The organism is Metallococcus carri, from assembly GCF_011440275.1.
GTDB classification, from domain to species: Bacteria; Actinomycetota; Actinomycetes; order Actinomycetales; family Dermatophilaceae; genus Metallococcus; species Metallococcus carri.
In genome coordinates, this window is sequence record NZ_JAAOIV010000015.1 from 427 (window position 1) to 22,522 (window position 22,096).

Below are 22,096 nucleotides of genomic sequence, written 5' to 3' on the forward strand. Positions count from 1 at the left end.
GTGGCGGGAGGCGGCGGCACCGCTTCGGGATGCGCCCCAACGGGAGCGGCGCCTTCGGCGCGTGCGGCGCCGCCGCCCAGCGCCCGCCGGAGCATCCCTCCGGGCGCCGCCTACCTCCCGCCCGCTTGATGGTTGAGGAAGGCGTCCTTCCGCTGGTTGAGCAAGGGCTGAGCTTGCGCGGTGTCCTGAGCAGCGCGACGAAGGAGCGCGTGTCGAAGGGAGGCCCGCGTCGAAACCGCGAGCCCGCGTCGAAACCGCGAGCACGCCTCGAAACCCGCGAGCACCGCGTCGGCACCCCGCGCATCACGCCGGCGAGACTTCACCGCGGCGCTGGGTGGCGGGAGGCGGCGGCACCGCTTCGGGATGCGCCCCAACGGGAGCGGCGCCTTCGGCGCGTGCGGCGCCGCCGCCCAGCGCCCGCCGGAGCATCCCTCCGGGCGCCGCCTACCTCCCGCCCGCTTCATGGTTGAGGAAGGCCGTCCTTCCGCTGGTTGAGCAAGGGCTGAGCTTGCGCGGTGTCCTGAGCAGCGCGACGAAGGAGCGCGTGTCGAAGGGAGGCCCGCGTCGAAACCACGTCGGCGAGACCTCACCGTGCCCACCCCGACCCGAACCGACCCACCGGGCGGTTATGACGAGAACCTCAGGTGTAGGCGGCGTCGAAGAAGGCGACCTCGGCGGCCACGGCGCGCGCGAAGAGCGCCTCCGCGGCGGCGTCGTCGGTGCCCCGGGCCGCATCAAACTCAGCGCGCAAGAACTCCACCCAGGCCGCGAACTCCGGACCGCGGTGCAGGTCGATCCACCGCACATGTTCGGGCCGGGTCGCCGTCATACCGTCGTCGGCGCGCGAGCCCCAGTCGAGGTAGAGCCATTCGGCCACGACCAGCACGGCGAGCACTTGGGTATAGGACCGAGACGCGGTCGCTTCGCGCATGATTGCCTCGAATTCCCTTGTGGGAGTGCGCAGTTCGGGGTGCGTGCGATCCTGGTCGGGCACGCCGAGTGCGTCGAAGGTGTCGGTGAAATAGGTGTCTTCGTCGGACGCGAGCATGCCGAGCTGGGCGGCATACCGCATCCGGGCCGCGAGCGTCGGCGCCGACGCGCAGGCCTGGCCGAGCAGCGCGACGAAGGCGTCGAAGAACTGATAGTCCTGCACCAGATATGCGGCCAGCACCTTGTCGTCGAGGGTGCCGTCGAGCAGTTCGTTCACGAACCGGTGCCGTATGGCGGCCCGCCAGTTCTCGTCGTTCGCCGCCTTGAGGTTCGCGCTCCGGGTCATGCGCTCAACGTATGCCGCGGCGCGCCGACCAGTCACCCCACGCCGGCGCGTCCCCGTCAACCAGCGACCCCGACGCGCCGAGCAACCGCCCCACCCCGGCGCGTCCCCGTCAACCAGCGACCCCGACGCGCCGAACAACCGCCCCACCCCGGCGCGTCCCCGTCAACCAGCGACCCCGACGCGCCGAACAACCGCCCCACCCCGGCGCGTCCCCGTCAACCAGCGACCCCGACGCGCCGAACAACCGACCCACCCCGGCGCGTCCCCGTCAACCAGCGACCCCGACGCGCCGAACAACCGCCCCACCCCGGCGCGTCCCCGTCAACCAGCGACCCCGACGCGCCGAACAACCGCCGCACCCCGGCGCGTCCCCGTCAACCAGCGACCCCGACGCGCCGGGCCGGAGCTACCGAGTCTTGGGCGGCACGGCCCGCCACAGCACCGCGGCCGCGACCAACCCGACCACGCCGGACACCGCGATCGCCGGCCCGAGGGCGAAGGCAGCGGTCACTGCCGACAGCAGCGCCGGCCCACCGGTCGCGCCGAGGTCGGACATCTCGCGCCAGATGCCGAGGAACTGCGCGCGCCCCACGTCCGGCGAGAAGTCCGCGCCGAGCGTCATCACCATCCCCGACCCGATGCCATTGCCGAAGCCCAAGACGCAGGACACCAGGGAGAAGGCAATCACGTTGTGTGTCAACGGCATTGCCAGCAGCGCAGCACCCATCACGAGCATCGACGGCACGGTCACCCAGCGACGTCCTCGCAGGTCCATCACCCTGCCCGCGGGATAGAAGACCAGCATGTCGATGCCGCCGGAGATGCCGTAGACGATCGACGCCGCCTGCGCGGACAGGCCGATGTGCTGAGCCCACAGTGGTATGACGGCCTGTCGGCTCGCGCGCACCGCCGCCACCAGCAGGATCCCGGTGCCGACGACGGCGAAGGTGCGCCGGTGGTCGCGCAGGACCGACCGCACGGTCGGTTGCGGCCCATCGGAAACCGCCACCCGCGTCGGCAGATCCTCCAGGGTCGCGGCGAGCAGGCCGGCGACGACGAGGGCGACGGCACACACGGCATACGCCCCGCGTTCGCCCCAGACGCCGATGACGGCCGCACCCACGAACGGCCCGAGGAAGACCCCAACCCGCATGACTCCGCCGAGGGTCGACAGGGCTCGCGCGCGATAGCGCGGGGGCACCGCTTCGGTCAGATAACTCTGCCGCGCGAGCATGAAGATCGATGCGCTCATGCCGAAGAGCACCGCGCCAATCATCAACAGCCACAAGCCATTTGCCATCCACCACAAGACGCTGGCGAGCACGCCCATCACCGCGGCGCCGACGATCGCGTGCCGCTCGCCGTAGCGGTGAGTGATCACCGACGCGGGCACGTTGAACACCAGCGAGCCGATGTTGATCAGCACGACGACGAAGGCCGCCAGCGCGACGCTGCCGCCGAGGTCATGCGCGGTGAGCGGTATGACGGGCAGGATCGCGCCCTCCCCCAGCCCGAAGAGCAGCGACGGGCCGTATGCCGAGACCGCCAGCCCGCGCATCGAGAAGCCCTCCGGCTGCGTCATGCGGTGCGCTTGGTCAGCAGCGGACGGCCCAGGATGGCCAGCAGGCAGGCGATCCCACCGGCGACGACCGGCACGGCGAACCCGCTGTTGCCGCCGTGGTCCTCGATCACCCGCCCGCTCACGGCCGACCCGGCGGCGATGCCGATGATCAGGCCGGTGAGCACGACGCTCATCGCCTCGTTGACCTGCCGGGCGGGCACGAGCTTTTGTGCGAGCTGCATCGAGATGATCAGCGTCGGCGCGGTGGCAGCGCCGGCGACGAAGAGCACCGCGCCGATCGCGATCAGGCTGTGCACTGCCAGCACCGGCGCTTCGAGCAAGAACATCCCGGCCGTGCCGACGACCAGCGCTGTGGCAAGCGACCCACGCAGGCCGCGGTGCCCGAACCACAACCCGGCGATGGTGGAACCGACCGCGAAGATCGCCACGATCAGCCCGGCCGCGGACGGCTGCCCCTGCTCCTTGGACACCGCGATCGCGGTCACCTCGTTGCCGCCGAAGATGCAACCGGTCATGAACAACGCCGCGGTCAGCACCAGGATCGCCGGGTTGCGCACCGCCAGTGCGGTCGGTTCGTGGGCCCCCTCGTGCAGGGGCGGTTCGGTCGAGCGCGCGGTGAGGAAGATCGCCGTGCCGATCGCGTAACACGCTGTGGCAGCGATGAATCCGGCCTCCGGGAAGAGCAAGGTCGACAGCCCGATCGCGATCGCCGGGCCGAGCACGAAGGACAACTCGTCGATGACCTGCTCGGCCGACATCGCGGTGTGCAGCAGGCCCGGTTCGTCGGCCAGCAGGTGGCTCCACCGAGCGCGGCTCATCGTGCCCACATTGGCGACCACAGCGGACACGGCATACGTCACGAACAGCGTCCAGCGCGGCGCGCCCAGCATCGAGCACAGCACGGTCGCGATGCCCCAGACCGTCGACCAGACGATCAGCGGCGCGGTGATCCGGCGCTGGCCGAAGCGATCGATCAGCCGGCCCAGCACGACCGCGGACAGGGCGAGGACCACCAGACCGCACGCCGATACCGCGCCGGCGAGCGCGTAGGAGCCGGTGCGGGTGGAGATCATCGCGACGACCGAGATGCCGAACATCGCGCCGCCGAGGCGGCCGATCGCCGAGCCGAGCAGGAAGGTGCGTGCGCCCGGCCTGCGGATCAGGGGCAGGTAAGACGAGAGCACCGAGTCATTCAAGCAACCCCGGGCGAAAGATACGAAATCGAATTGCTCGCGCGCTCACCTGCTGGGAACATCATCGCCCGTGACCATCGCCTCGGCCCTGCGCAGGGTGCGGGTCGACACCACTCCGCTGCGCACCTCGCGCGATTTCCGGCTGCTCTTCTGGTCCGGCACGGTCTTCTACCTCGGCGGCATGGTCACCTACGTCGCGGTCCCCTACCAGCTGTGGTCGCTCACCGGCTCCAACTTCGCGGTGGGTGCCCTGGGTCTGGTCGAGTTGGTGCCGCTCGTGGTCTTCGGGCTGTATGGCGGCGCCCTCGCCGACCATGCCGACCGGCGGTGGGTGCTTGTCGGCACGGGTCTCGCGCAGGCGGGGCTCACCGCCCTGCTGGTGCTGAACGCCGTGCTGCCGCAGCCGCGGGTGTGGGCGATCTACCTGGTCGGTGCGCTGCTGGTGATCACCCAGTCGCTGCAGCGGCCCTCGCGAGAAGCGTTGATTCCCAGGACGGTTCGACACAACGAGATGCTGGCCGCCGTCGCGCTGTCGTCACTCGGCATGCAGATCGGCATGCTCGCCGGACCGGCCCTGGGTGGTGTGCTGGTGAGTCGCGCCGGCCCCGCGTGGTGCTACGCCATCGACGCCGTCGGGCTGCTGCTGGCGAGCGCGCTGGCGGTGCGGCTCGCGTCATACCCGCACGGCGAGGACGCGCAGGCGCCCAGTCTGCGCGGGATCGTCGAGGGGATGCGCTACGCGATCCGCCGGCGCGACCTGCTCGGCACCTATGTCGTCGACCTGGTCGCGATGCTGACGGCGATGCCGGTCGTCCTCTATCCCGCGCTCGCCATCACGATCCTGCATCGACCCGAGTTGCTCGGGCTGCTCTATATCGCCGAGACGATCGGCAGCATGATCGCCGGCCTGACCTCGGGCTGGGCGTCGCACGTGCACCGGCATGGCGCGATGGTGATCGTCGCGGCGGTTGCGTGGGGCGGGTTCATCGGGCTGGCCGGACTCACCTCGCAGGTCTGGCTGCTGCTGGTGTGCCTGATGTGCGCCGGAGCGTGCGACCAGATCAGCGCGATCTTCCGCGGCACGATCTGGCACCAGACCATCCCGGACTCGATGCGCGGCCGCCTCGCCGGCATCGAGATGCTCAGCTATTCGCTCGGCCCGCTCGGCGGGCAGACGCGCGCGGGACTGGTCGCGGACCGGTTCGGGGTGCGGCGCGCGATCTGGTCAGGCGGGCTGCTGTGCGTGGTCGGCGTCGCGGCGACGGCGGCGGCACTACGCGGCTTCTGGTCCTATGACGCGCGCACCGACGAGCACGCGACGCGTGAACGTGCGGCGCGCGCGGCGGCGGGTTAGGCCCGGCCCCCCTCGTTCCACTCGCGATCCTCGTCGTCCCAGGCGTCGTTCTTCTGCTTCGAGGTCTCGAGCGCGGCGCGGGCCTCGGCCTCGGAGTTGTAGGGGCCCATCAGGTTGCCCTTGGGATCGGTCTCGCCGTCCTGCTCGACCTGCTGGGTGTCCACGTTGTACCAGTACGCCATCGCGTGCTCCTCCTCGTGTACGGGGTGTCGTCCCTAGACTGCACCCTATGCCGACCACGACCGCGCCGGTGCGCCCTGGGACCGTCTCCCCGCGCCGTCCCGTCCCCGCGTCGATCCGGCGACCGGAGTATGTCGACCGCCCTGCTCCCGCTCCCTACACCGGTCCCGAGGTCAAGGACGCCGCGACCATCGAGCGGATGCGGGTCGCGGGTCGCCTTGCGGCACAAGCACTTCGGGAGGCAGGCGCGGCCGTCGCACCCGGCGTGACGACCGACGAGCTGGACCGCATCGGCCATGAGTTCCTGCTGGACCATGGCGCCTACCCCTCCACGCTCGGCTACCGCGGCTTCCCGAAGTCGTTGTGCACCAGCGTGAACGAGGTCATCTGCCACGGCATCCCCGACGATCGGCCGTTGGAAGACGGTGATGTCGTGAAGATCGACATCACGGCATACATCGACGGGGTTCATGGCGACAACTGCGCGAGTTTCGTTGTGGGACAAGGCGACCAAGAGACCAACCTGCTCGTCGAACGCACTCACGAGGCGATGATGCGCGGCATCCGCGCGGCCCTGCCCGGCCGTCAGATCAACGTCATCGGCCGGGTCATCGAGAAGTACGCCTCCCGGTTCGGGTATGGCGTCGTGCGCGACTACACCGGGCACGGCATCGGCACGGGATTCCACACCGGGCTGGTGATCCCGCACTACGATGCGGCGCCGGCATACGACACGGTGATCGAGTCCGGTATGACGTTCACGGTCGAGCCGATGATCGACCTCGGCACACCGGACTGGGAGATGTGGGACGACGGTTGGACCGTCGTCACCGCGGACCGCAAGCGGTCCGCGCAGTTCGAGCACACGATCCTGGTGACCGACTCGGGGCCCGAGATCCTGACCCTTCCCTGAACGAACTCAACGAGGAGATCGCAGATGGCAGCTTCCCACCCGCTCGGCATCGACGTCGGCGGCACCGGCATCAAGGGCGCGCCCGTCAACCTGAAGACCGGCGAGTTCGCGGCCGACCGGCTGCGCATCCCGACCCCGGAGAAGTCCACGCCCAAGGCCGTCGCGAAGGTGATCCAGCAGATCGTCGACCACTTCGGCGACCAGATCGGGAACGCACCGATCGGCGTGACCGTGCCGGCCGTCGTCACCCACGGCGTCGTGCGCACCGCGGCGAATATCGACAAGACCTGGATCGGCACCGACGTCGAGGCACTGCTCAAGGACGAGCTCGGCCGCGAGGTCGTCGTGCTCAACGACGCCGACGCGGCCGGCGTGGGCGAGCTGCAGTATGGCGCGGCCCGCGACACCCGCGGGCTGGTGCTGATGACGACCCTCGGCACCGGCATCGGGACCGCCCTGCTCAACCAGGGCGTGCTCGTGCCCAACTCCGAGCTCGGCCACATCGAACTCGACGGCCATGACGCCGAGACCAAGGCCTCCGACAGCGCCCGCGACCGCGATGAACTGTCCTGGGAGAAGTGGGGCGAGCGGCTGCAGCGCTACTACTCGGCGCTGGAGAACCTGCTGTGGCCCGACCTCATCGTCGTCGGCGGTGGCGTGTCGAAGAAGGCGGACAAGTTCCTGCCGCAGCTGCACCTGCGCGCACCGATCGTGGCGGCCCAACTGCAGAACGCCGCTGGCATCGTCGGTGCGGCCTGGTCGGCCGCCGACCGCGCGGCCACCACGAAGTAGGCGTCAGCCCCCGGTCGGCCGATCGCCGGTCGGCTGGTCGCCCGCGGGGCGATCGCCGGCCGGGGCATCGCTCGCCGGCCCGGCGCCACCACGGAGTTCGTCCAGCTTGGCCTTGGCTGCCGGCACGCCCTTCTTCAGCGCGGTGCGCACCTTCGGCAGGGCCGAGCTGAACAGCGGGAAGAGCGGCGACAGCGGCCGGTCCCAGGTGCCGATCAGCAGGTCCTCGTGTGAGGCGAACTGTCGCTTGAAGTCGGAGATGCCGTCGTTGAGCAGGCCGTTGAAGTCGTAGCGCTCGACCCCCTGGGCCTTGCAGTGCTGCATCGCCCAGAACTTCAACCCATAGTTGAGGCGCAACTTCATCCCGCGGGGCGACACGCCGCCATACAGCTCGAAGGCCGTGCGCCGCGACACGACCAACCAGACAAAGGCGACGACCTCGTCGCCCTCCCACGCGGCGATGAGCTGCGAACGGTCACCGAGCAGATCGCGGATCGCGCGGTGGTAGTCGTCGCTGTGCACCGCGAAGCCGGCGCGCTTGGCGGTCTCCCGGTTGATGGCGAGGACCTGCTCGAGGTCCGCGTCGGACTCCACCAGCCCGAAGCGCACCCCCTCGGCCTTGAACGACTTGCGGACGTTCTGGCGGGTCGAGGACTTGAAGTCCTTCATGATCGCGTCCTCGTCCTGGGTGAGGTCGACGATCAGGGTGTAGGGGATCAGGCCAGTGTTGGCACTCGGCGAAAACCCAACGCGCGCAACGGCTTTCAGCCACTCGGGCTGCTCCGCCGAGACGAGATCGGTGCGGTCCTGCTCGGTCGCGCCCTTGGGCAGCGGGGCGCCCGGCTGCTCCCAATCGGGCTCGATCGTGATGCCGACCGGCTTGGCGTGCGCCTTGATGTATGCCGACAGCGCGTCCAGCACCCGCGCCCGGTCCGCCTCGGCGGCCTGCGGGCCGCGCGGCACATACGCGAGCGAGCGCAGCGGCGGCGGCAGCTTGCGGTAGAGCACCTGCGCCGACCCGACGAGGGTGTCGCCCTCGTGCACCAGCAGCCGCTGAGCGGTCCAGTCGTAGCGCGACTTGAGCTCGCCCCAGCCCCAGAGCTGGAGTGGGTGACCTCCGGTCTCGTCGATGGTCGCGTCCCAGGTCTCCTGGTCCGCACACGGCGTCACGCGCAGGCTCATGCAGCCAACCCTAACGACCGGCCGGGCGGCCGTCAGAGGTCGCGCGGCGCGCCGTCGGACAGATCGACGACCTCGACGCCACCGTCGCGGCCGAAGTTGCCGATGTGCGTCAGATAGACCTGGCGACCGATCGGCTTCAGCAGACCGTCGTGGATCGGGATGACCTTCCCCGGCTCGATCCGCCGGACGAACTCGATCGTCTCCTTGACCGCGCACCACGGCGCGTTGACCGGCACGCCGAGCAGGTCGACGTGCGTGCCCGGGTCGGCGTCCAGGGCGTCGCCCGGGTGGAAGAGCGTGGGGTGACCCTCGGCGGTCAGCACCAGGCCGAGGTTGTCGATGCGGTCGAGGTAGGGATGGATCACCGCGTGCTGCTTGCCGACCGGCGTGATCGTGACCGAGCCGATCTCGTATGCCGATCCCGCCGCGTGCCGATGTGCGTCGATCCCCTTCTCGGAGAGCAGGTCCGCGGTGCCAGGGTCGGTCGCGAACCACGCCTTGGGGTTGCGGTGCAGCAGGTCCAGGATCTTGTCCTCGTCCAGATGGTCCGAATGTTGGTGGGTGACCAGGATCCCGTCCAGGCCGTCGACGTCGTCGAAGGAGGACAGATTGCCCGGGTCGATGAGGATCGTGGCGTCGGGATATTCGAGCAGCAGGCACGCGTGGCCCAGGTGAGTGATCCGCATGGAGATCAGCCTATGCCGCTCCCTCGGATACCATTGCGGTCCGTGAAGTTCCTCGGCGATCTGCCTCCTTACGACCTGACCTACAACGACGTCTTCATGGTGCCGGCACGCTCCAATGTGACCAGCCGCCTGGACGTCGACCTGGCCACCCCCGACGGCACCGGCGCGACGATCCCGCTCGTGGTCGCCAACATGACCGCGGTCAGCGGCCGACGGATGGCCGAGACGGTCGCGCGAAGGGGCGCACTCGCCATACTCCCGCAGGACATTCCGGTGCACGCGGTCACCGAGACGATCGACTACGTCAAGGCGGCCGACACGGTCTATGAGACGCCGGTGACGGTGCACCCGGACGCCCCGGTGTCGCAGGTGCTGGCGCTGCTGGGCAAACGCGCCCACCAGGCAGCGGTCGTGGTCGACGACGCGCGGCGGCCGGTCGGCATCATCACCGACGGCGACTGCCGCGAGGTGGACCGGTTCACGACCGTGGCCGAGGTGATGTCGACCGACCTGTTCACCGTGACCGACGGCACCGACCTCGGCGAGGTCTTCGACGACATGACCCGCCACCACCTCGGGATCGCGCCGGTAGTGCGCGACGACGAGCTGCGCGGGGTGCTGACCCGCAAGGGCATCCTGCGGTCGGCGATCTACCGGCCGGCGGTCGATGACCGTGGCCGGCTGCGCATCGGCGTCGCGATCGGCATCAATGGCGACGTTGCGGCCAAGGCGCGCACGATGCTCGCCGCCGGAGCCGACGTGCTCGTGGTCGACACCGCGCACGGGCACCAGGAGAAGATGATCGACGCGCTGGCGTTGGTGCGGGCCGAGCGCGACGCCCACCAGGCCGACGGCGGGGTGCGAGTGCCGATCGCCGCGGGCAATGTCGTGACCGCGTCGGGTGCCTGCGACCTGGTCGAGGCGGGGGCCGATATCGTCAAGGTCGGCGTGGGCCCGGGTGCGATGTGCACGACGCGGATGATGACCGGCGTGGGTCGGCCGCAGTTCTCGGCGGTGCTCGAATGCGCCTCTGCCGCAACGGATCTCGGCGCTCACGTGTGGGCCGACGGTGGCGTCAAGTACCCGCGCGATGTCGCGCTGGCGTTGGCCGCCGGCGCGGGCTCGGTGATGATCGGCTCGTGGTTCGCGGGCACCTGGGAGAGCCCCGGCGACCTGCAGCGCGACCCGTCCGGGCGGCCCTACAAGGAGTCCTTCGGCATGGCGTCCAAGCGCGCGGTGCGCAACCGCACCTCGGCGCAGAGCGCCTACGACCGGGCTCGCTCGGCGCTCTTCGAGGAAGGCATCAGCTCCTCGCGGATGTTCCTCGACCCCGACCGCCCCGGCGTGGAGGACCTGATCGACTCGATCATCGCGGGCGTGCGCTCGTCGTTCACGTATGCCGGTGCGCGCTCGATCGAGGAGTTCCGGCAGCGGGCGACCGTGGGCGTCCAGTCCGCCAGCGGGTATGACGAGGGGCGCCCCCGCGAGACCTCCTGGTAACCCGAAACGTCACCAATGCTTCGCGAAACGTCACCAGTTCCTCGCGAAACGTCACCACTGCTTCGCGAAACGTCACCAATGCTTCGCGAAACGTCATGCGCTCCCCGCGAGCGGGCACATTTCGCCGCCTGAGCGGGCACCTGTCGCCGCGCGAGCGGGTAGTTGCCGCCAAGGTGGCGGTCGCTCGCCTGGCCCCCGCCCACCGTCAGCGCGCGGTTGCCTCGACTCGCGCGGGGTGGAGCGGACGGCATACATTGGTCGGCGGATGAGTCGGCCGGGCGGCCGCGTCGCGCTTCGCGAGGAGCGCGCCGAGGAAAGTCCGGGCTCCGCAGAGCAAGGTGGTGGCTAACGGCCACCCGGGGTGACCCGCGGGACAGTGCCACAGAAAATAGACCGCCCGTTCGCGAGGACGGGTAAGGGTGAAACGGTGGTGTAAGAGACCACCAGCGCCCCAGGTGACTGGGGCGGCTCGGTAAACCCCACCTGGAGCAAGACCGCACAGCACGCGCCCGAGGGCTGCTCGCCCGATGCGTGCGGGTAGGTCGCTGGAGGCTGTCGGCAACGGCAGCCCGGAGATGGATGGTCGCCGATCACAGAACCCGGCTTACAGGCCGACTCATCCGCCCCGTTGAACGCGGAGAAAGCACCCGCTCGCGCGGTGACCTGTGCCCGCTCGCGCGGCGATAAGTGCCCGCTGGCGGGGATCTCGTGACGTTTCGCGAGGACCTAGTGACGTTTCGCGGGGATCTAGTGACGTTTCGCGGGGATCTAGTGACGTTTCGCGAGTAACTGGTGACGTTTCGCGGGGATTTGGTGACGTTTCGCGGGATTAGGCGAGGGCGAATTCCACCTGACCGCTGGCGAGGTCGGCCTTGACCAGCCGCACCGTCACCGATGCACCGAGCGCCGCCTGACCGGTGCACCGCGCCACCACCGCGAGGTCGGTGAGCTGCACGTCGACCGCGTCCTTGCTCTGGTCCACCACGCTCGCCGCGAAGGTCTCGCCCACCCGCGCCTGCAGCACCGCGGCCTCGACGATGTCGGTCGACGCGCGTTCGGCCTGCCGGGCGCGCTGGTCGGCCTCCTTCATCACCTCGGGCAGGGTCGGCAGCGCCTCACGCACCCACGCCGGCACCTCGGCGCCGCGGGACACCGCCTCGCACACCACCAGCCCGAACCGGTCCACCAGCCGTCGCAAGGGCGCGGTCACATGCGCGTATGGCGCCGCCACCGCCGCCTGCTGCGGGTCCGCCGGGACCTGCCCGTCGAAGGCGGTGTACCCCGCTCCGCGGAACAACCCGGTCGCCTCGTGGATCAGCGCCAGGTGCTTGGGGTTGGTGCGGTCGAGCGAGCGGATGAACTCGCCATACGGCAAACCCTCCTGCCACGGCACACCGAGCGCGGCGGCCTGCCGCCGGAAGCGCGCGATCGAGTTCTGGTCGGGCGCGGGCATGGTGCGCAGGATCCCGATCTTGGCGCGCAGCATCAGGTCCGCGGCCGCCATGCCGGTCATCAGCGAGATCTGCGCGTTCCAGTCCTCGGCCGGCACCGGCGGCCGGAAGGACAACTCGTAGCGGCCGTCATCACCACGGCGCACCTCCTGCTCCGGCATCGGCAAAGAGGCGCCGCCGCGAGCCCGCTCCAACGCGATGCGCTTCTCGCCGATCTCCTTGAGCAACATCAACGCCTCGGCCGCGGAGCCGCTGTCGATGTCACGCTGCACGCCGAGGTAGTCCAGCCGCTGTTTGCTCGACACCTTCGCCAGATAGACCTCGGCCGCAGTGGTCGTGCCGTCGGCAGCGAGCCGCAGGTCCCACACGAAGGCCGGCCGCACCTGATCCGGCAACAGGCTCGCCGCGCCTTCGCTGAGCACCTCAGGATGCAACGGGATGCGTTCGTCCGGCAGGTAGATCGTCTCGCCGCGCTTGCGCGTCTCGGCGTCGAGTGCGCCACCCGGAGTGACATATGCCGGGACGTCCGCGATCGCATACCTCACCCGGTAACCGTCACCGTCGCGCTCGAGCCACATCGCCTGGTCGAGGTCCTTGGATCCCTCCGGGTCGATGGTGAAGAAGGGCACCGCGGTCTCGTCCCGCTCGGGCAACTGCACCGACGCCGCCGCCTGCTGTGCCTCGGCGACCGCCGCCGCGGGGTATTCGGTCGGCAGGCCCTGCTTGGCTCGCAACGCCCGCAGCGCTGCCTCGAGCGGGCCGGGGTCGGCGGAGTTGGGGTCGGCTTGCGGGGCTCGAATGGCTCGATTGCGCATGTCGCCACCATAGGGAACCGCCCCATCGACCACGTGACTATCCTCTCGGCGTGCTCATCCTGCTTCCGCCGTCGGAGACGAAATGCGCTGCGACGCGGGGCCGTCCGCTCGACCTTGCCCGCCTCTCCTCCCCCGAACTCACCAACGCCCGCTCCGCGGTGATCGACGCGCTGACCGCGGTGAGCGCCCGAGACGACGCCTGCGAGGTGCTCGGCGTGAGCCCGGGAGTCATCGACCAGGTCCGTGCGAACCTGCGGCTGCGTGCGGCGCCGGCCGCTCCCGCGGAGCGGGTCTACGACGGTGTGCTGTATGACGCGCTCGGCCTCACCACCCTGCACGGCACCGCGTTGCGGCGCGCCCGGCGACAGGTCGTCGTCCAGTCGGCGTTGTTCGGCGCGCTGCGTCCGGGCGACCGCGTCCCGGCATACCGGCTGTCGATGGGCACCCACCTGCCGCCCCTCGGGCCGCTCGCGTCCTTCTGGCGCGACCCGCTGGCCGCGCCGATGCGCGCGGCCGCCTCCGCCGGACCGATCCTGGACTGCCGGTCCTCGACGTATGCCGCCGCGTGGCAGCCCCCAGCCGATCTCGCCGACCGCTGGGTGCAGGTGCGGGTGCCCGGGGCGACGCACATGGCCAAGCACACCCGCGGTCTGGTGGCACGCGCCCTGCTGGAGCTTGACGGCACGGTGCGGCGCGTGCGTGAACTGCCCGAGGCACTCGAGGGCTTCGAGACCGCCCTCACCCCGCCCGCGCGCCCCGGCCGCGCCTGGGTGCTCGACGCGAGCGTGCGATGACCGAGGTGACGCTGGCCCGGGAAGGGTCGGTGCTCCTCTTCCTCGTCGCGATCACGGTGGTCGCCGAAATCGCCCAGCTGGCAGGCGTTTTCGATGTGGCGGCACACTGGGCTGCTCGGGCCGCCCGTGGCCGGGCCGGGGTGTTGTGGGCGCTCATCGTCGCACTCTCTATCGGCTGCACGGTCGTGCTCAGCCTGGACACCACCGCGGTGCTGCTGACGCCGATCGTGCTGTCGGTCGCGGCCCAGGCCGGCCTGCCCCCACGGCTTTTCGCCCTGACGACCGTGTGGCTGGCCAACACCGGGTCACTACTCCTGCCCGTCTCCAATCTGACGAATCTGCTTGCGCTGCACCGATTTTCGTCGACCTCGGTCTATCTGGAACGGATGTGGCTGCCGGCGTTGGCGTGCATCGGGATCACCGTCGGCTATCTCGCGGCACTGCACCATCGAGATGTGCGCCGGCGCTACGAGCACGGCCCGCGGCCGGTGATCCGCGACCGGACCCTGCTCGTCGTCGCGGCCGTGGTGTGCGCCGCGCTGGCGCCGTGCTTCGTCGCCGGCATCACCCCGGCCATCCCGGCCACGGTCGCGGCGGTCATCCTGATCGCCGTGGTCTGGGCGCGCGACCGGCGCCTGTTGCGGCGCATCGAGGTGCCCTGGCAGATGGTGCTCGGTGCCGCGGCCCTGTTCATCGTCGTCGACTACCTCGGTCCGCATGGCCTGACCGGCCTGGCCCGCGCGATGCTCGGCTCGGGCGACGAGTGGCGCACCGCAGCGGTATCCGCGTTGTGCGCCAACGTGATCAACAATCTCCCGGCCTATCTCGCGCTCGAACCCGCCGCCTCGACCCACGCCCTCGCGAGCGTCCTGGTCGGCGTCAACGCCGGCTCGATCGTGACGCCGTGGGGTTCGCTCGCCACGCTGCTGTGGCTGGGCCGTTGCCGTCGCGCGGGCGTGCCCTTCTCCCCCCTGCGGTATGCCGGGCTCAGTGCCGGGCTGGCCGTGCTGCTTCTCCTCGCCGTGCCGCTGACCCTGGGCTGACCGATCGGCTCACCACCACGCGTGGTAGTGGTGCACCGGGCCGTGACCGTGGCCGATCTCCAGCTCGTCGGCGCGGCGCAGCGCCTCGCTGAGATAGGCCTTGGCGTCGGTGACGGCGGCCACCCAGTCGGCGCGCTGCGGTCGCAACGCGGCGATGGCCGCCGACAGCGTGCACCCGGTGCCGTGGGTGTTCTTCGTCGTCACCCGCGGTGCGGTGAGGCGATGGGTCGCGCCGTCGATCGCCAGCAGGTCCACCGACTCCTCACCGTCGGCGTGGCCGCCCTTGAGCAGCACGCCAGGGGCGAGGTGGGCGAGCGAGGCGAGCTGCGCCGCCATACCGGCTTCGTCGTCAACTTCCTTCTGCCCCAACAGATCTGCCGCCTCCGGCAGGTTGGGCGTGACGAGATCGACCAGCGGCAGCAGCTCGTCGCGCAGGGCCGCGACGGCTTCCGGGGCGAGCAACCGGTGGCCGCTCTTGGCGACCATCACCGGGTCGAGCACGACATAGCGAGCCGGCCGCCCGCGCAACACCTCAGCCACCACCCGGATCGTCGCCGCGTCACCGAGCATCCCGATCTTCAGCGCGTCGACCCGCACGTCGGCGAGCAGATTCTCCAGCTGCAGCCGGACAAAATCGGGCGCCAGCTGCTCGAAGCCCGCCACGCCCTGGGTGTTCTGCGCGACCACCGCGGTGATCACGCTCGTGCCGAAGGCACCCAGCGCGCCGAAGGTCTTCAGGTCGGCACTCGTGCCCGCTCCACCGCTCGGGTCGGTGCCGGCGATGGTCAGCGCGACCGGCGGCTTCACGATGGCCGGCCCGCCTCGACCGGCTCGCCGGCTGCCTCCGGGCGTACCTCGCCGGCCGGCTCGACCCGGCGGCCGCCGACGACCTCCACCAGCATCGTCACCAGCCCGGCGATGACGAAGGAGATCACCGAGGCGCTCATCCACTGGTTCTGCGGGATGTGCAGCCACCCGGCCGCGTTGGTCCAGAAGGTCGCCCAGCCGGCGACCTCGCCCGGGTAGACCAGCTGGTATGCCGCGATGCCCACGAGCCACGGCAGCAGCATCCACGGCCGCGAGGGAGCGTCCTCGCCGAGGTCCCAGCGCTGCTTGCCGCCGAAGATGAAGTAGTCGACCAGCAGCACCGCGGTCAGCGGCACGAACACCGAGCCGATCAGGCTGAGGAAGGAGGCGTAGTTGTCGATATTCACCGCGAGCGCCAGCAGGGTCACCACCAGGCCGATGACGACGGCCATCGGGCGGCGATCCCAGCCGGGGCGCAGGTTCTGCGCCGACACGGTGGTGGAGTACACGTTGACGAAGGACTGGTCGGTCTCGCGCGCGGTCAGCACGAAGAAGCACACCGTGCCGAGCGGCACCGCGAGGAAGGCCGCGAACACCTTGCCGGTGTCGCCGCCCATCGTCACGAGCGCCAGCAGACCCACGGTGTAGCAGGCGATCTGCGTCACGGCATACCCGATGAAGGTGCCCCAGAAGCCGGCCCGGGGGCTGCGCGAGTGGCGGGCGTAATCGGCCACGACCGGCACCCATGAGACCGACACCGCGATCGTATAGTCGACGGCGATGGAGAAGCCGTCCCAGCCACCGCCGGGCACCGACGGCAGGTGCGTGCCGAGGCGAATCCCCAAGTAGGCCAAGGTGATCACCACGAGGATGGTCACATACCGCCGCAGCACCTTGATCCACCGCAGGGGGTAGAGCGCGAGCAGCGTCGACACGACTCCGGCGATGATCACGACCAGCGCGGTCGGCACCGACGGCCACATCTGGTGCATCGCGGCCGCGATCGTCACCAGCTCGAAGACGCCCCACCCGATGAGCTGGAAGATGTTGAGCACACTCGGCAGCCACGACAGCCGGGTGCCGAAGAGGCCGCGCAGCAGCACCATCGCCGGCTGCCCGGTGCGCGCGCCCGGCACGCCGGCGAGGGCCACGGCCGCCGTCCCGATGAGGGTGCCGACGACGGTGGCGAGCAGCGCGGCGCCCAGGCTGAGCGCGCGCTTGGGGTCCTCGGTCGGCTGCCAGACGGTGATCGCGCCGGTGAAGCCGAGCAGGCTGATGCCCAGGTTGCCCCACATGCCCATCTGGTCGAAGAAGCCGAGGGTGCGAGGAGCCTTCTCCCGCAAGGTGGTCGGAGCTTCGTGCTGTTCCACGACGGCAGTCATTGCAGCCTTCCTTCCTACGCCGGCATTACCCGGTCAGGTTCAAGCGGTCGGCAGTGGCACCTGCCCTCTCAGCCCGGTCCGATCCGAGCTCCCGCGGTGTTGTGTGTCCGACAGGCTAACAGTGCCGTTCGGCGTGATCGACGAGGTGGGGCTGTGGCAGGTTCCTGGTAGGAGCGCAGCGACTGGCCGGGAAGCTAACGCAGCCGCTGGCCCAGCGCGCGAGTGATGTCCGCCACCAGGTCCTCGGCGTCCTCCAGGCCGACCGAGATGCGCAGCACGCCGTCGGTGATGCCGATGGCCAGCCGGGCCTCCTCACCCATCCGCCGGTGCGTGGTCGTGGCCGGGTGCGTGATGAGCGATTTGGAGTCACCGAGGTTGTTGGAGATGTCCACCAACTGCAGGGCGTTCATCAGCGCGAAGGCCTCGGCCTTGCCGCCGTCGAGTTCGAAGGTCACCACCGTGCCGCCGCCGGACATCTGGCGCCGGGCGAGGTCGTACTGCGGGTGGGAGGCAAGGAAGGGATACCAGACCGTCCGCACCGCCGGATGGGCCTGCAGCGCCTCGGCGACGACGAGCGCCGACCGGGCCTGCTGCTCCACGCGCAGCCGCATCGTCTCCAGCCCCTTGACGAGCACCCAGGCGTTGAAGGGCGACATCGAGGGGCCGGTATGCCGGATGAGGTTCTGCACCGGGCCGTCGATGTAGTCCGCCGGCCCGAGGATCGCACCGCCGAGCACCCGGCCCTGGCCGTCGATGTGCTTGGTCGCCGAGTAGACGACGATGTCGGCGCCGAGGTCGAGCGGCCGCGAGAAGACCGGGGTGCCGAAGACATTGTCGACCACCACCTGGGCGCCGGCGGCATGCGCCAGCTCGCAGACCGCCGCGATGTCCACCAGCTCCTGCATCGGGTTGCTCGGCGTCTCGAAGAAGACCGCGGTGGTCGGCTGGGACAACGCCTGCCGCCACTGGTCCAGGTCCGGGCCGTCGACGAAGACCGTCTCGACGCCCCAGCGCGGGAGGATCTCATCGAGGATGACGAAGCACGAGCCGAAGAGCCCGCGCGCGGCCACCACCCGGTCGCCGTTGCCCAGCAGGGCGGCGAGCGCGGTGAACACCGCGCCCATCCCGCTGCCGGTCGCCATACAGGCTTCGGCTCCCTCGAGCGCGCGCAGGCGTTCCTCGAAGACCGCGACCGTGGGGTTGCCGTAACGGCTGTAGACATAGCGGTCCACATCGCCCTTGAAGGCGGCCTCGGCCTCTTCGGCGGTCGCATAGACGAAGCCGGAGGTCAGGTAGAGCGCCTCGGCGGTCTCCTCGAAACCGCTGCGCGCCAGGCCCGCCCGCACGGCGAGGGTGTCCGGTGACAGGTCGTTCACGGCATCCGAGCCTGCCACGTCAGCCCCGCAGATGATGGGTGTCGTTGAGATGTGAGATGTGGCTGTGCCGCCCCGGCCAGACGGTCAGCACGGTCAGCGAGGCCGGCTCGCCGGCGAGCGTCCAGATCCGCTCCATCGACAGGCCGAGCAGGTCGGCGAGGATGGCCAGGATCGGTTTGCGGTGGCTGACGATCACGACCGCCTCACCGGGCCCGGCCGAGCCAATGATCTGGCGGTATGCCGACAGCACCCGTTCGGTCAGCTCCCGGTGCGTCTCCGCCCCCTCGACCCGAAAGTCCGGCTCGGTGCGAAAACGCTGCAGTTTCAACGGTTCTCGCTGGTGGATCTCCTTGACCGACTGGCCGTCCCAGACCCCGAAGCTCTGCTCCTCCAGGTCCGGCAGGTACGTCGGCGTGAGCCCCAGCTCGCGGGCGATCGGCGCGGCCGTGCTGCGGGTGCGCGCGAGCGGGGAGACGAAGATCCGCGCGGCACCCTCGGGCAGATGAGCCCGTATGCCGACCGCGGCGGCTTCTGCTTGCGCGCACCCGGTTTCGTTGAGATCGGGATTGGCGCCACCGCGGCCGTCCAGCTTGCCCTGCTCGGTGAAATCGGTGACACCGTGGCGCACCAGCACCACCCGGATCGGTGCGGTGGGGGCATCCAGGTCCGGCTCACCCTGGGTGGCCCCCTCCTGCGGGGCCGCGGCAGCAGATGCGCGCCAGGCGTCGGTGCGCACCGTTCGGCCGTCCATGCCGTCATTGGACAGCTTGTCGGCGGCCTTGTTCTGCGCACGCGGCACCCAGGTCCAGCGGATCGATCCACCAGCGGCCCGGCGGGCCTGCACCAGCTGCTGGGCGGTCAGCGCGAGCCGCTTCATGTCCTCGTGCTTGATCTTCCAGCGGCCGGCCATCTGCTCGATGACCAGCTTGGAGTCCATCCGCACCTCGAGATCGGCGGCCGGGTCGATCTCGGCGGCGGCTTCGAGTCCGGCGATCAACCCGGAATATTCGGCGACATTGTTGCTGACCTTGCCCAGCGGTTCGGCGCGCTCGGCGAGCACCGCACCGTCGGCGTCGCGCACCAGGGCGCCATACCCGCCGACGCCGGGATTACCGCGCGAACCCCCGTCGGCCTCGACGACCAGGCTCACAGGCCCGACTCGGGGGTGCGCACGATGATCCGGCGGCACTCCTCGTGCCGCAGCACCTCGTCCTCTGGCGCGGCCTTCACCCGGGCGAGTTCGGCGGCGTCGAGTTCGAGGCCGCAGCCACCGCAGCGGCGCGCCTGCAGCGCGGCGGCGGCGGTGCCGAGTTGCTCGCGCAGCTTCTCGTAGAACGCCAGCAATTCCTGCCCGAGCCCCGGTGCCACCTGGTTGCGTTCCGCCGAGACCCGCTGCTGCTCGGTGTCGAGTTCGGCCAGCTGGGTGTCGCGGTCGGTGGTGAGTTGCTCGACCTTGGCCGCCGCGGCGGTGGCGGCCTTCTCGCGTGCGGCCAGGTCGGAGCGCAGCGACTCGGCCCGCTCCATGACCTCCAGCTCGATGTCCTCCAGCTCCGACTGCCGCCGCTGGAGGGTCTCCAGCTCGTGCTGCAGGCTCTGCAACTCCTTGGCGGTGCCGGTGCCCGCGTCCAGGCGGGCCCGGTCGCGGTCCTCACGATCGCGCACCTGCTGCACGTCGGCCTCGGCCTTGGTGATCTCGCGCTCGACATCGGCGACGGCCGTGCGGGCGAGCACGACGTCTTCCTCCAGCGTGGTCTGGCGGGCGGTGGCCGCCTCAAGCTGCGCCAGCACCGGCAGCGTGCGCCGCTTGTGCGCGACCTGCGCGAGTTTGGTGTCCAGCGCCTGCAGGTCGAGCAGGCGCAGCTGCTTGCTCGGATCGGCCTTCATTCCATGGCTCCCATCGCCCGTCTTCACTTTTTTGCGGCGCGCCGCCTACTGCTGACCCTGGACGAGGAAATCCCACGGGTCGGTCCGCAGCGTGCTGATGCGGATCTCCACGCTATAGCCCTGCTCGGCGAGCGCTTCGCGCAACCGGTCGGCCGCACCCTGCAGCCACAACGATTCGGTCGCCCAGTGTCCTGCGTCGATCAGGTATGGCGTCCCGCCCCTCGCCTCTTCGCGGGCCTCCAGGGCCGGGTGGTGACGCAGATCGGCGGTGACATAGACGTCGGCGCCGGCAGCACGCACCTCCTCGAACCGGTCGTCGCCGGCGCCGCCGAGCACCGCGATGCGTTGCACCTGCGCTGCGGGGTCGCCGCTCACCCGGATCCCGGCCGGAGCGGCCGGCAGGGCGGACGCCATACGGGAGGCAAAGTCCTTGAGCGACAATGGTTCCGGCAAGTCTCCGACCCGGCCGAGACCGTCCTCGCAGAGCGCGTCGGCGTCCTCGGGCAGGCCCGCCGCCGCGGCGAGCGCATCGTTGACGCCCGGGCGGGCCAGGTCGGCGTTGGTGTGCGCGCAGTAGAGCGCGATGTCCGCCACGACCAGCGAGGTGATCGCCGCGCCCTTGGCCGAGGTGGTGGCGACCGAGTTGACGCCGCGCAGCAGCAGCGGGTGGTGGGTGACGAGCAGGTCGGTGCCGGCCGCGCGCGCCTCGTCGATGACCGCGAGGGTGGGGTCGACGGCATACGCGATGCGGAAGATCGACTGCTCGGGGTCGCCGGTGACCAGCCCGACCCGGTCCCATTCGGCGGCGTCACCGGAGGGATGGTGCTGCTCCAGCACCGCGATCACCTGGGCAAGCGTCGGCGTCGTCATGTGGGCCCGGCCGGCCTCGAACCGACGACAACCGCGGTGTAAACGCGGTGCTCTACCAACTGAGCTACAGGCCCCTCGGGCAGCACGCCCGACCGCACATTGTGGCAGGCGCGGATGCCGCCCGCTGCACCGATGCTTCTACGGTCGGACCATGAGCGAAACCGCAGACGTGCAACAGCAGTGGCAGGCGTGGGTCGAGCAGGCGTGCGCCGCGCTCGATATGCCGGTCGACCAGGTCGACGTGCGGCTGATCCATGGGCTCACCAAAGTCGTTGCCCACCAAGTGGATCGGCCGCTCGCGCCGGTGAGTTCGTACATCCTCGGCCTGGCGATCGGGCAGCGCCTCGGCCGCGGCGAGGACGTCACCGCCGAGGACCGCAAGCAGCTCGCCGGCCGCATCCCGACCGGCGAGCGCCAGCGGACCTCCGAAAGCTAGAGCGCCGCGACGGCCTCGTCATAGCCGGCGAAATCGCGCGCATCGCCCGGGCCGTTGACCTGGGTCCAGACGACCTTGCCGGAGGTGTCGATGAGGAAGGTGCCGCGCACCGGCATACCGGCGTCCTCGAAGAACACGCCGAAGGAGGTCGACACCGTGCCGTGCGGCCAGAAGTCCGACAGCAGCGGGAACTCATAGCCCTGGTCGTCGGCCCAGGCCTTGAGGGTGAACTTCGGGTCGCACGAGATGCCCATGACCTGGACCTTGTCGGTCACGAACCGGCCGAGGTCGTCGCGGATCGAGCACAGCTCGCCGGTGCAGATGCCGGAGAACGCGAAGGGGAAGAAGACGAGCAGGACCGCCTTGTCGGCGTAGGCGGCCGAGAGGGTGACCTCGTTGCCGTCCTGGTCGGTGAGGGTGAAATCGGGCGCCTGCGCACCCACCTCAAGTGGTCCGCTCATTTGTCTACCTCTCGGTCATCGCTGCATGGACGGTCCGGCCGAAGGACGGCCAAATAACATCGGAAGCAACGCTGGTGCGATGCCGAGGAACGAGGCTCCGCATCAGCGTTGCTTCGGCGGTC

21 protein-coding genes, 1 tRNA gene, 1 other RNA gene and 1 riboswitch are annotated in these 22,096 nt (G+C 70.2%); of the genes, 8 read left to right on the forward strand and 15 right to left on the reverse strand.

Features of this window, described 5'->3' with window-relative positions:
* Positions 1 to 640 precede the first annotated feature (640 nt).
* From G9U51_RS16345 to G9U51_RS16355, 3 genes are all read right to left on the reverse strand, one after another.
* A complete protein-coding gene (locus G9U51_RS16345) occupies positions 641 to 1,276 on the reverse strand; it encodes a TenA family protein (RefSeq protein ID WP_166198555.1) in 636 nt (211 codons plus the stop codon).
* Positions 1,277 to 1,682: 406 nt separating this feature from the next.
* Positions 1,683 to 2,858: an MFS transporter gene (locus tag G9U51_RS16350; RefSeq protein WP_166198557.1), complete on the reverse strand. Its 1,176-nt coding sequence runs from the start codon at positions 2,856 to 2,858 to the stop codon at positions 1,683 to 1,685.
* Positions 2,855 to 4,042, reverse strand: a complete 1,188-nt coding sequence (locus tag G9U51_RS16355; RefSeq protein WP_166198559.1) for an MFS transporter — start codon at positions 4,040 to 4,042, stop codon at positions 2,855 to 2,857. The genes G9U51_RS16350 and G9U51_RS16355 overlap by 4 nt, the downstream gene beginning before the upstream one ends.
* A gap of 79 nt (positions 4,043 to 4,121) precedes the next feature.
* Between G9U51_RS16355 and G9U51_RS16360 the strand changes: the two genes are divergently transcribed.
* Positions 4,122 to 5,405, forward strand: a complete 1,284-nt coding sequence (locus tag G9U51_RS16360) for an MFS transporter (protein ID WP_166198561.1) — start codon at positions 4,122 to 4,124, stop codon at positions 5,403 to 5,405.
* On the opposite strand, the gene G9U51_RS16365 is transcribed toward G9U51_RS16360, so the two are convergent.
* Positions 5,402 to 5,587, reverse strand: coding sequence for a methionine aminopeptidase (locus G9U51_RS16365; RefSeq protein WP_166198563.1), 186 nt, complete (start codon positions 5,585 to 5,587; stop codon positions 5,402 to 5,404). The two genes, G9U51_RS16360 and G9U51_RS16365, sit on opposite strands and share 4 nt — an antisense overlap.
* A gap of 47 nt (positions 5,588 to 5,634) precedes the next feature.
* Here G9U51_RS16365 and map point away from each other — a divergent pair, with 47 nt between their 5' ends.
* Together map and ppgK are read left to right on the forward strand one after the other, a co-directional pair.
* Entirely contained in the window at positions 5,635 to 6,498 is an 864-nt protein-coding gene (gene map, locus G9U51_RS16370; protein WP_166198565.1) for a type I methionyl aminopeptidase, read from the forward strand.
* Between the two features lie 24 nt (positions 6,499 to 6,522).
* Positions 6,523 to 7,290, forward strand: coding sequence for a polyphosphate--glucose phosphotransferase (gene ppgK, locus G9U51_RS16375; RefSeq protein ID WP_166198567.1), 768 nt, complete (start codon positions 6,523 to 6,525; stop codon positions 7,288 to 7,290).
* A gap of 3 nt (positions 7,291 to 7,293) precedes the next feature.
* Here ppgK and G9U51_RS16380 read toward each other — a convergent pair whose 3' ends face one another.
* Positions 7,294 to 8,469 (reverse strand): lipid II:glycine glycyltransferase FemX, encoded by a 1,176-nt coding sequence (locus G9U51_RS16380; RefSeq protein WP_166198569.1) that lies wholly within the window; start codon positions 8,467 to 8,469, stop codon positions 7,294 to 7,296.
* A gap of 32 nt (positions 8,470 to 8,501) precedes the next feature.
* Positions 8,502 to 9,155 (reverse strand): MBL fold metallo-hydrolase, encoded by a 654-nt coding sequence (locus tag G9U51_RS16385; RefSeq protein ID WP_166198571.1) that lies wholly within the window; start codon positions 9,153 to 9,155, stop codon positions 8,502 to 8,504.
* Positions 9,156 to 9,197: 42 nt separating this feature from the next.
* Here G9U51_RS16385 and G9U51_RS16390 point away from each other — a divergent pair, with 42 nt between their 5' ends.
* A complete protein-coding gene (locus tag G9U51_RS16390; RefSeq protein WP_166198573.1) occupies positions 9,198 to 10,655 on the forward strand; it encodes a GuaB1 family IMP dehydrogenase-related protein in 1,458 nt (485 codons plus the stop codon).
* A 266-nt stretch (positions 10,656 to 10,921) separates the two neighbouring features.
* Positions 10,922 to 11,278, forward strand: an RNA gene (gene rnpB / locus G9U51_RS16395) — RNase P RNA component class A.
* A gap of 206 nt (positions 11,279 to 11,484) precedes the next feature.
* Here the strand turns inward: rnpB and G9U51_RS16400 are convergent.
* Positions 11,485 to 12,921 (reverse strand): RNB domain-containing ribonuclease, encoded by a 1,437-nt coding sequence (locus tag G9U51_RS16400; protein ID WP_166198575.1) that lies wholly within the window; start codon positions 12,919 to 12,921, stop codon positions 11,485 to 11,487.
* Between the two features lie 50 nt (positions 12,922 to 12,971).
* On the opposite strand from G9U51_RS16400, the gene G9U51_RS16405 reads away from it, so the two are divergent.
* Both G9U51_RS16405 and G9U51_RS16410 read left to right on the forward strand, forming a co-directional pair.
* Positions 12,972 to 13,715, forward strand: a complete 744-nt coding sequence (locus G9U51_RS16405) for a YaaA family protein (protein ID WP_166198577.1) — start codon at positions 12,972 to 12,974, stop codon at positions 13,713 to 13,715.
* Positions 13,712 to 14,758 (forward strand): ArsB/NhaD family transporter, encoded by a 1,047-nt coding sequence (locus G9U51_RS16410; RefSeq protein WP_166198579.1) that lies wholly within the window; start codon positions 13,712 to 13,714, stop codon positions 14,756 to 14,758. Before G9U51_RS16405 ends, G9U51_RS16410 begins: the two co-directional genes overlap by 4 nt.
* A gap of 9 nt (positions 14,759 to 14,767) precedes the next feature.
* On the opposite strand, the gene thiD is transcribed toward G9U51_RS16410, so the two are convergent.
* The 7 genes from thiD to G9U51_RS16445 all read right to left on the reverse strand — a co-directional run bounded on the left by thiD (position 14,768) and on the right by G9U51_RS16445 (position 21,151).
* On the reverse strand, positions 14,768 to 15,565 hold the full coding sequence (gene thiD / locus G9U51_RS16415) for a bifunctional hydroxymethylpyrimidine kinase/phosphomethylpyrimidine kinase (protein WP_166198581.1): 798 nt from the start codon (positions 15,563 to 15,565) through the stop codon (positions 14,768 to 14,770).
* Positions 15,562 to 16,947, reverse strand: a complete 1,386-nt coding sequence (locus tag G9U51_RS16420; RefSeq protein ID WP_166198584.1) for a purine-cytosine permease family protein — start codon at positions 16,945 to 16,947, stop codon at positions 15,562 to 15,564. Before G9U51_RS16420 ends, thiD begins: the two co-directional genes overlap by 4 nt.
* A riboswitch (TPP riboswitch) is annotated at positions 16,942 to 17,052 on the reverse strand. (Overlaps the previous gene by 6 nt.)
* A gap of 89 nt (positions 17,053 to 17,141) precedes the next feature.
* Positions 17,142 to 18,323: an O-succinylhomoserine sulfhydrylase gene (locus tag G9U51_RS16425; protein ID WP_328823522.1), complete on the reverse strand. Its 1,182-nt coding sequence runs from the start codon at positions 18,321 to 18,323 to the stop codon at positions 17,142 to 17,144.
* 19 nt (positions 18,324 to 18,342) lie between these two features.
* Positions 18,343 to 19,473 carry a bifunctional RNase H/acid phosphatase gene (locus G9U51_RS16430; RefSeq protein ID WP_166198586.1) on the reverse strand — a complete coding sequence of 377 codons (1,131 nt, stop codon included), beginning with the start codon at positions 19,471 to 19,473 and terminating at the stop codon, positions 18,343 to 18,345.
* On the reverse strand, positions 19,470 to 20,207 hold the full coding sequence (locus G9U51_RS16435) for a zinc ribbon domain-containing protein (RefSeq protein WP_166198588.1): 738 nt from the start codon (positions 20,205 to 20,207) through the stop codon (positions 19,470 to 19,472). Before G9U51_RS16435 ends, G9U51_RS16430 begins: the two co-directional genes overlap by 4 nt.
* Positions 20,208 to 20,252: 45 nt before the next feature.
* On the reverse strand, positions 20,253 to 21,077 hold the full coding sequence (locus G9U51_RS16440) for a Nif3-like dinuclear metal center hexameric protein (protein ID WP_166198591.1): 825 nt from the start codon (positions 21,075 to 21,077) through the stop codon (positions 20,253 to 20,255).
* Position 21,078: 1 nt separating this feature from the next.
* Positions 21,079 to 21,151 (reverse strand) — tRNA-Val (locus G9U51_RS16445).
* A gap of 77 nt (positions 21,152 to 21,228) precedes the next feature.
* On the opposite strand from G9U51_RS16445, the gene G9U51_RS16450 reads away from it, so the two are divergent.
* Positions 21,229 to 21,513 (forward strand): DUF6457 domain-containing protein, encoded by a 285-nt coding sequence (locus G9U51_RS16450; protein ID WP_166198593.1) that lies wholly within the window; start codon positions 21,229 to 21,231, stop codon positions 21,511 to 21,513.
* Here G9U51_RS16450 and G9U51_RS16455 read toward each other — a convergent pair.
* Positions 21,510 to 21,974, reverse strand: coding sequence for a peroxiredoxin (locus G9U51_RS16455; protein ID WP_166198598.1), 465 nt, complete (start codon positions 21,972 to 21,974; stop codon positions 21,510 to 21,512). The genes G9U51_RS16450 and G9U51_RS16455 overlap by 4 nt on opposite strands.
* Between the last annotated feature and the right edge of the window lie 122 nt (positions 21,975 to 22,096).

What these genes read in the sequence shown, in the direction of transcription:
- G9U51_RS16345 (WP_166198555.1), bottom strand. Translation starts at nt 1,276, where the DNA reads ATGACCCGGAGCGCGAACCTCAAGGCGGCGAACGACGAGAACTGGCGG.
- G9U51_RS16350 (WP_166198557.1), bottom strand. Translation starts at nt 2,858, where the DNA reads ATGACGCAGCCGGAGGGCTTCTCGATGCGCGGGCTGGCGGTCTCGGCA.
- G9U51_RS16365 (WP_166198563.1), bottom strand. Translation starts at nt 5,587, where the DNA reads ATGGCGTACTGGTACAACGTGGACACCCAGCAGGTCGAGCAGGACGGC.
- map (WP_166198565.1), top strand. Translation starts at nt 5,635, where the DNA reads ATGCCGACCACGACCGCGCCGGTGCGCCCTGGGACCGTCTCCCCGCGC.
- ppgK (WP_166198567.1), top strand. Translation starts at nt 6,523, where the DNA reads ATGGCAGCTTCCCACCCGCTCGGCATCGACGTCGGCGGCACCGGCATC.
- G9U51_RS16380 (WP_166198569.1), bottom strand. Translation starts at nt 8,469, where the DNA reads ATGAGCCTGCGCGTGACGCCGTGTGCGGACCAGGAGACCTGGGACGCG.
- G9U51_RS16385 (WP_166198571.1), bottom strand. Translation starts at nt 9,155, where the DNA reads ATGCGGATCACTCACCTGGGCCACGCGTGCCTGCTGCTCGAATATCCC.
- G9U51_RS16400 (WP_166198575.1), bottom strand. Translation starts at nt 12,921, where the DNA reads ATGCGCAATCGAGCCATTCGAGCCCCGCAAGCCGACCCCAACTCCGCC.
- G9U51_RS16410 (WP_166198579.1), top strand. Translation starts at nt 13,712, where the DNA reads ATGACCGAGGTGACGCTGGCCCGGGAAGGGTCGGTGCTCCTCTTCCTC.
- G9U51_RS16420 (WP_166198584.1), bottom strand. Translation starts at nt 16,947, where the DNA reads ATGACTGCCGTCGTGGAACAGCACGAAGCTCCGACCACCTTGCGGGAG.
- G9U51_RS16435 (WP_166198588.1), bottom strand. Translation starts at nt 20,207, where the DNA reads ATGAAGGCCGATCCGAGCAAGCAGCTGCGCCTGCTCGACCTGCAGGCG.
- G9U51_RS16440 (WP_166198591.1), bottom strand. Translation starts at nt 21,077, where the DNA reads ATGACGACGCCGACGCTTGCCCAGGTGATCGCGGTGCTGGAGCAGCAC.
- G9U51_RS16450 (WP_166198593.1), top strand. Translation starts at nt 21,229, where the DNA reads ATGAGCGAAACCGCAGACGTGCAACAGCAGTGGCAGGCGTGGGTCGAG.
- G9U51_RS16455 (WP_166198598.1), bottom strand. Translation starts at nt 21,974, where the DNA reads ATGAGCGGACCACTTGAGGTGGGTGCGCAGGCGCCCGATTTCACCCTC.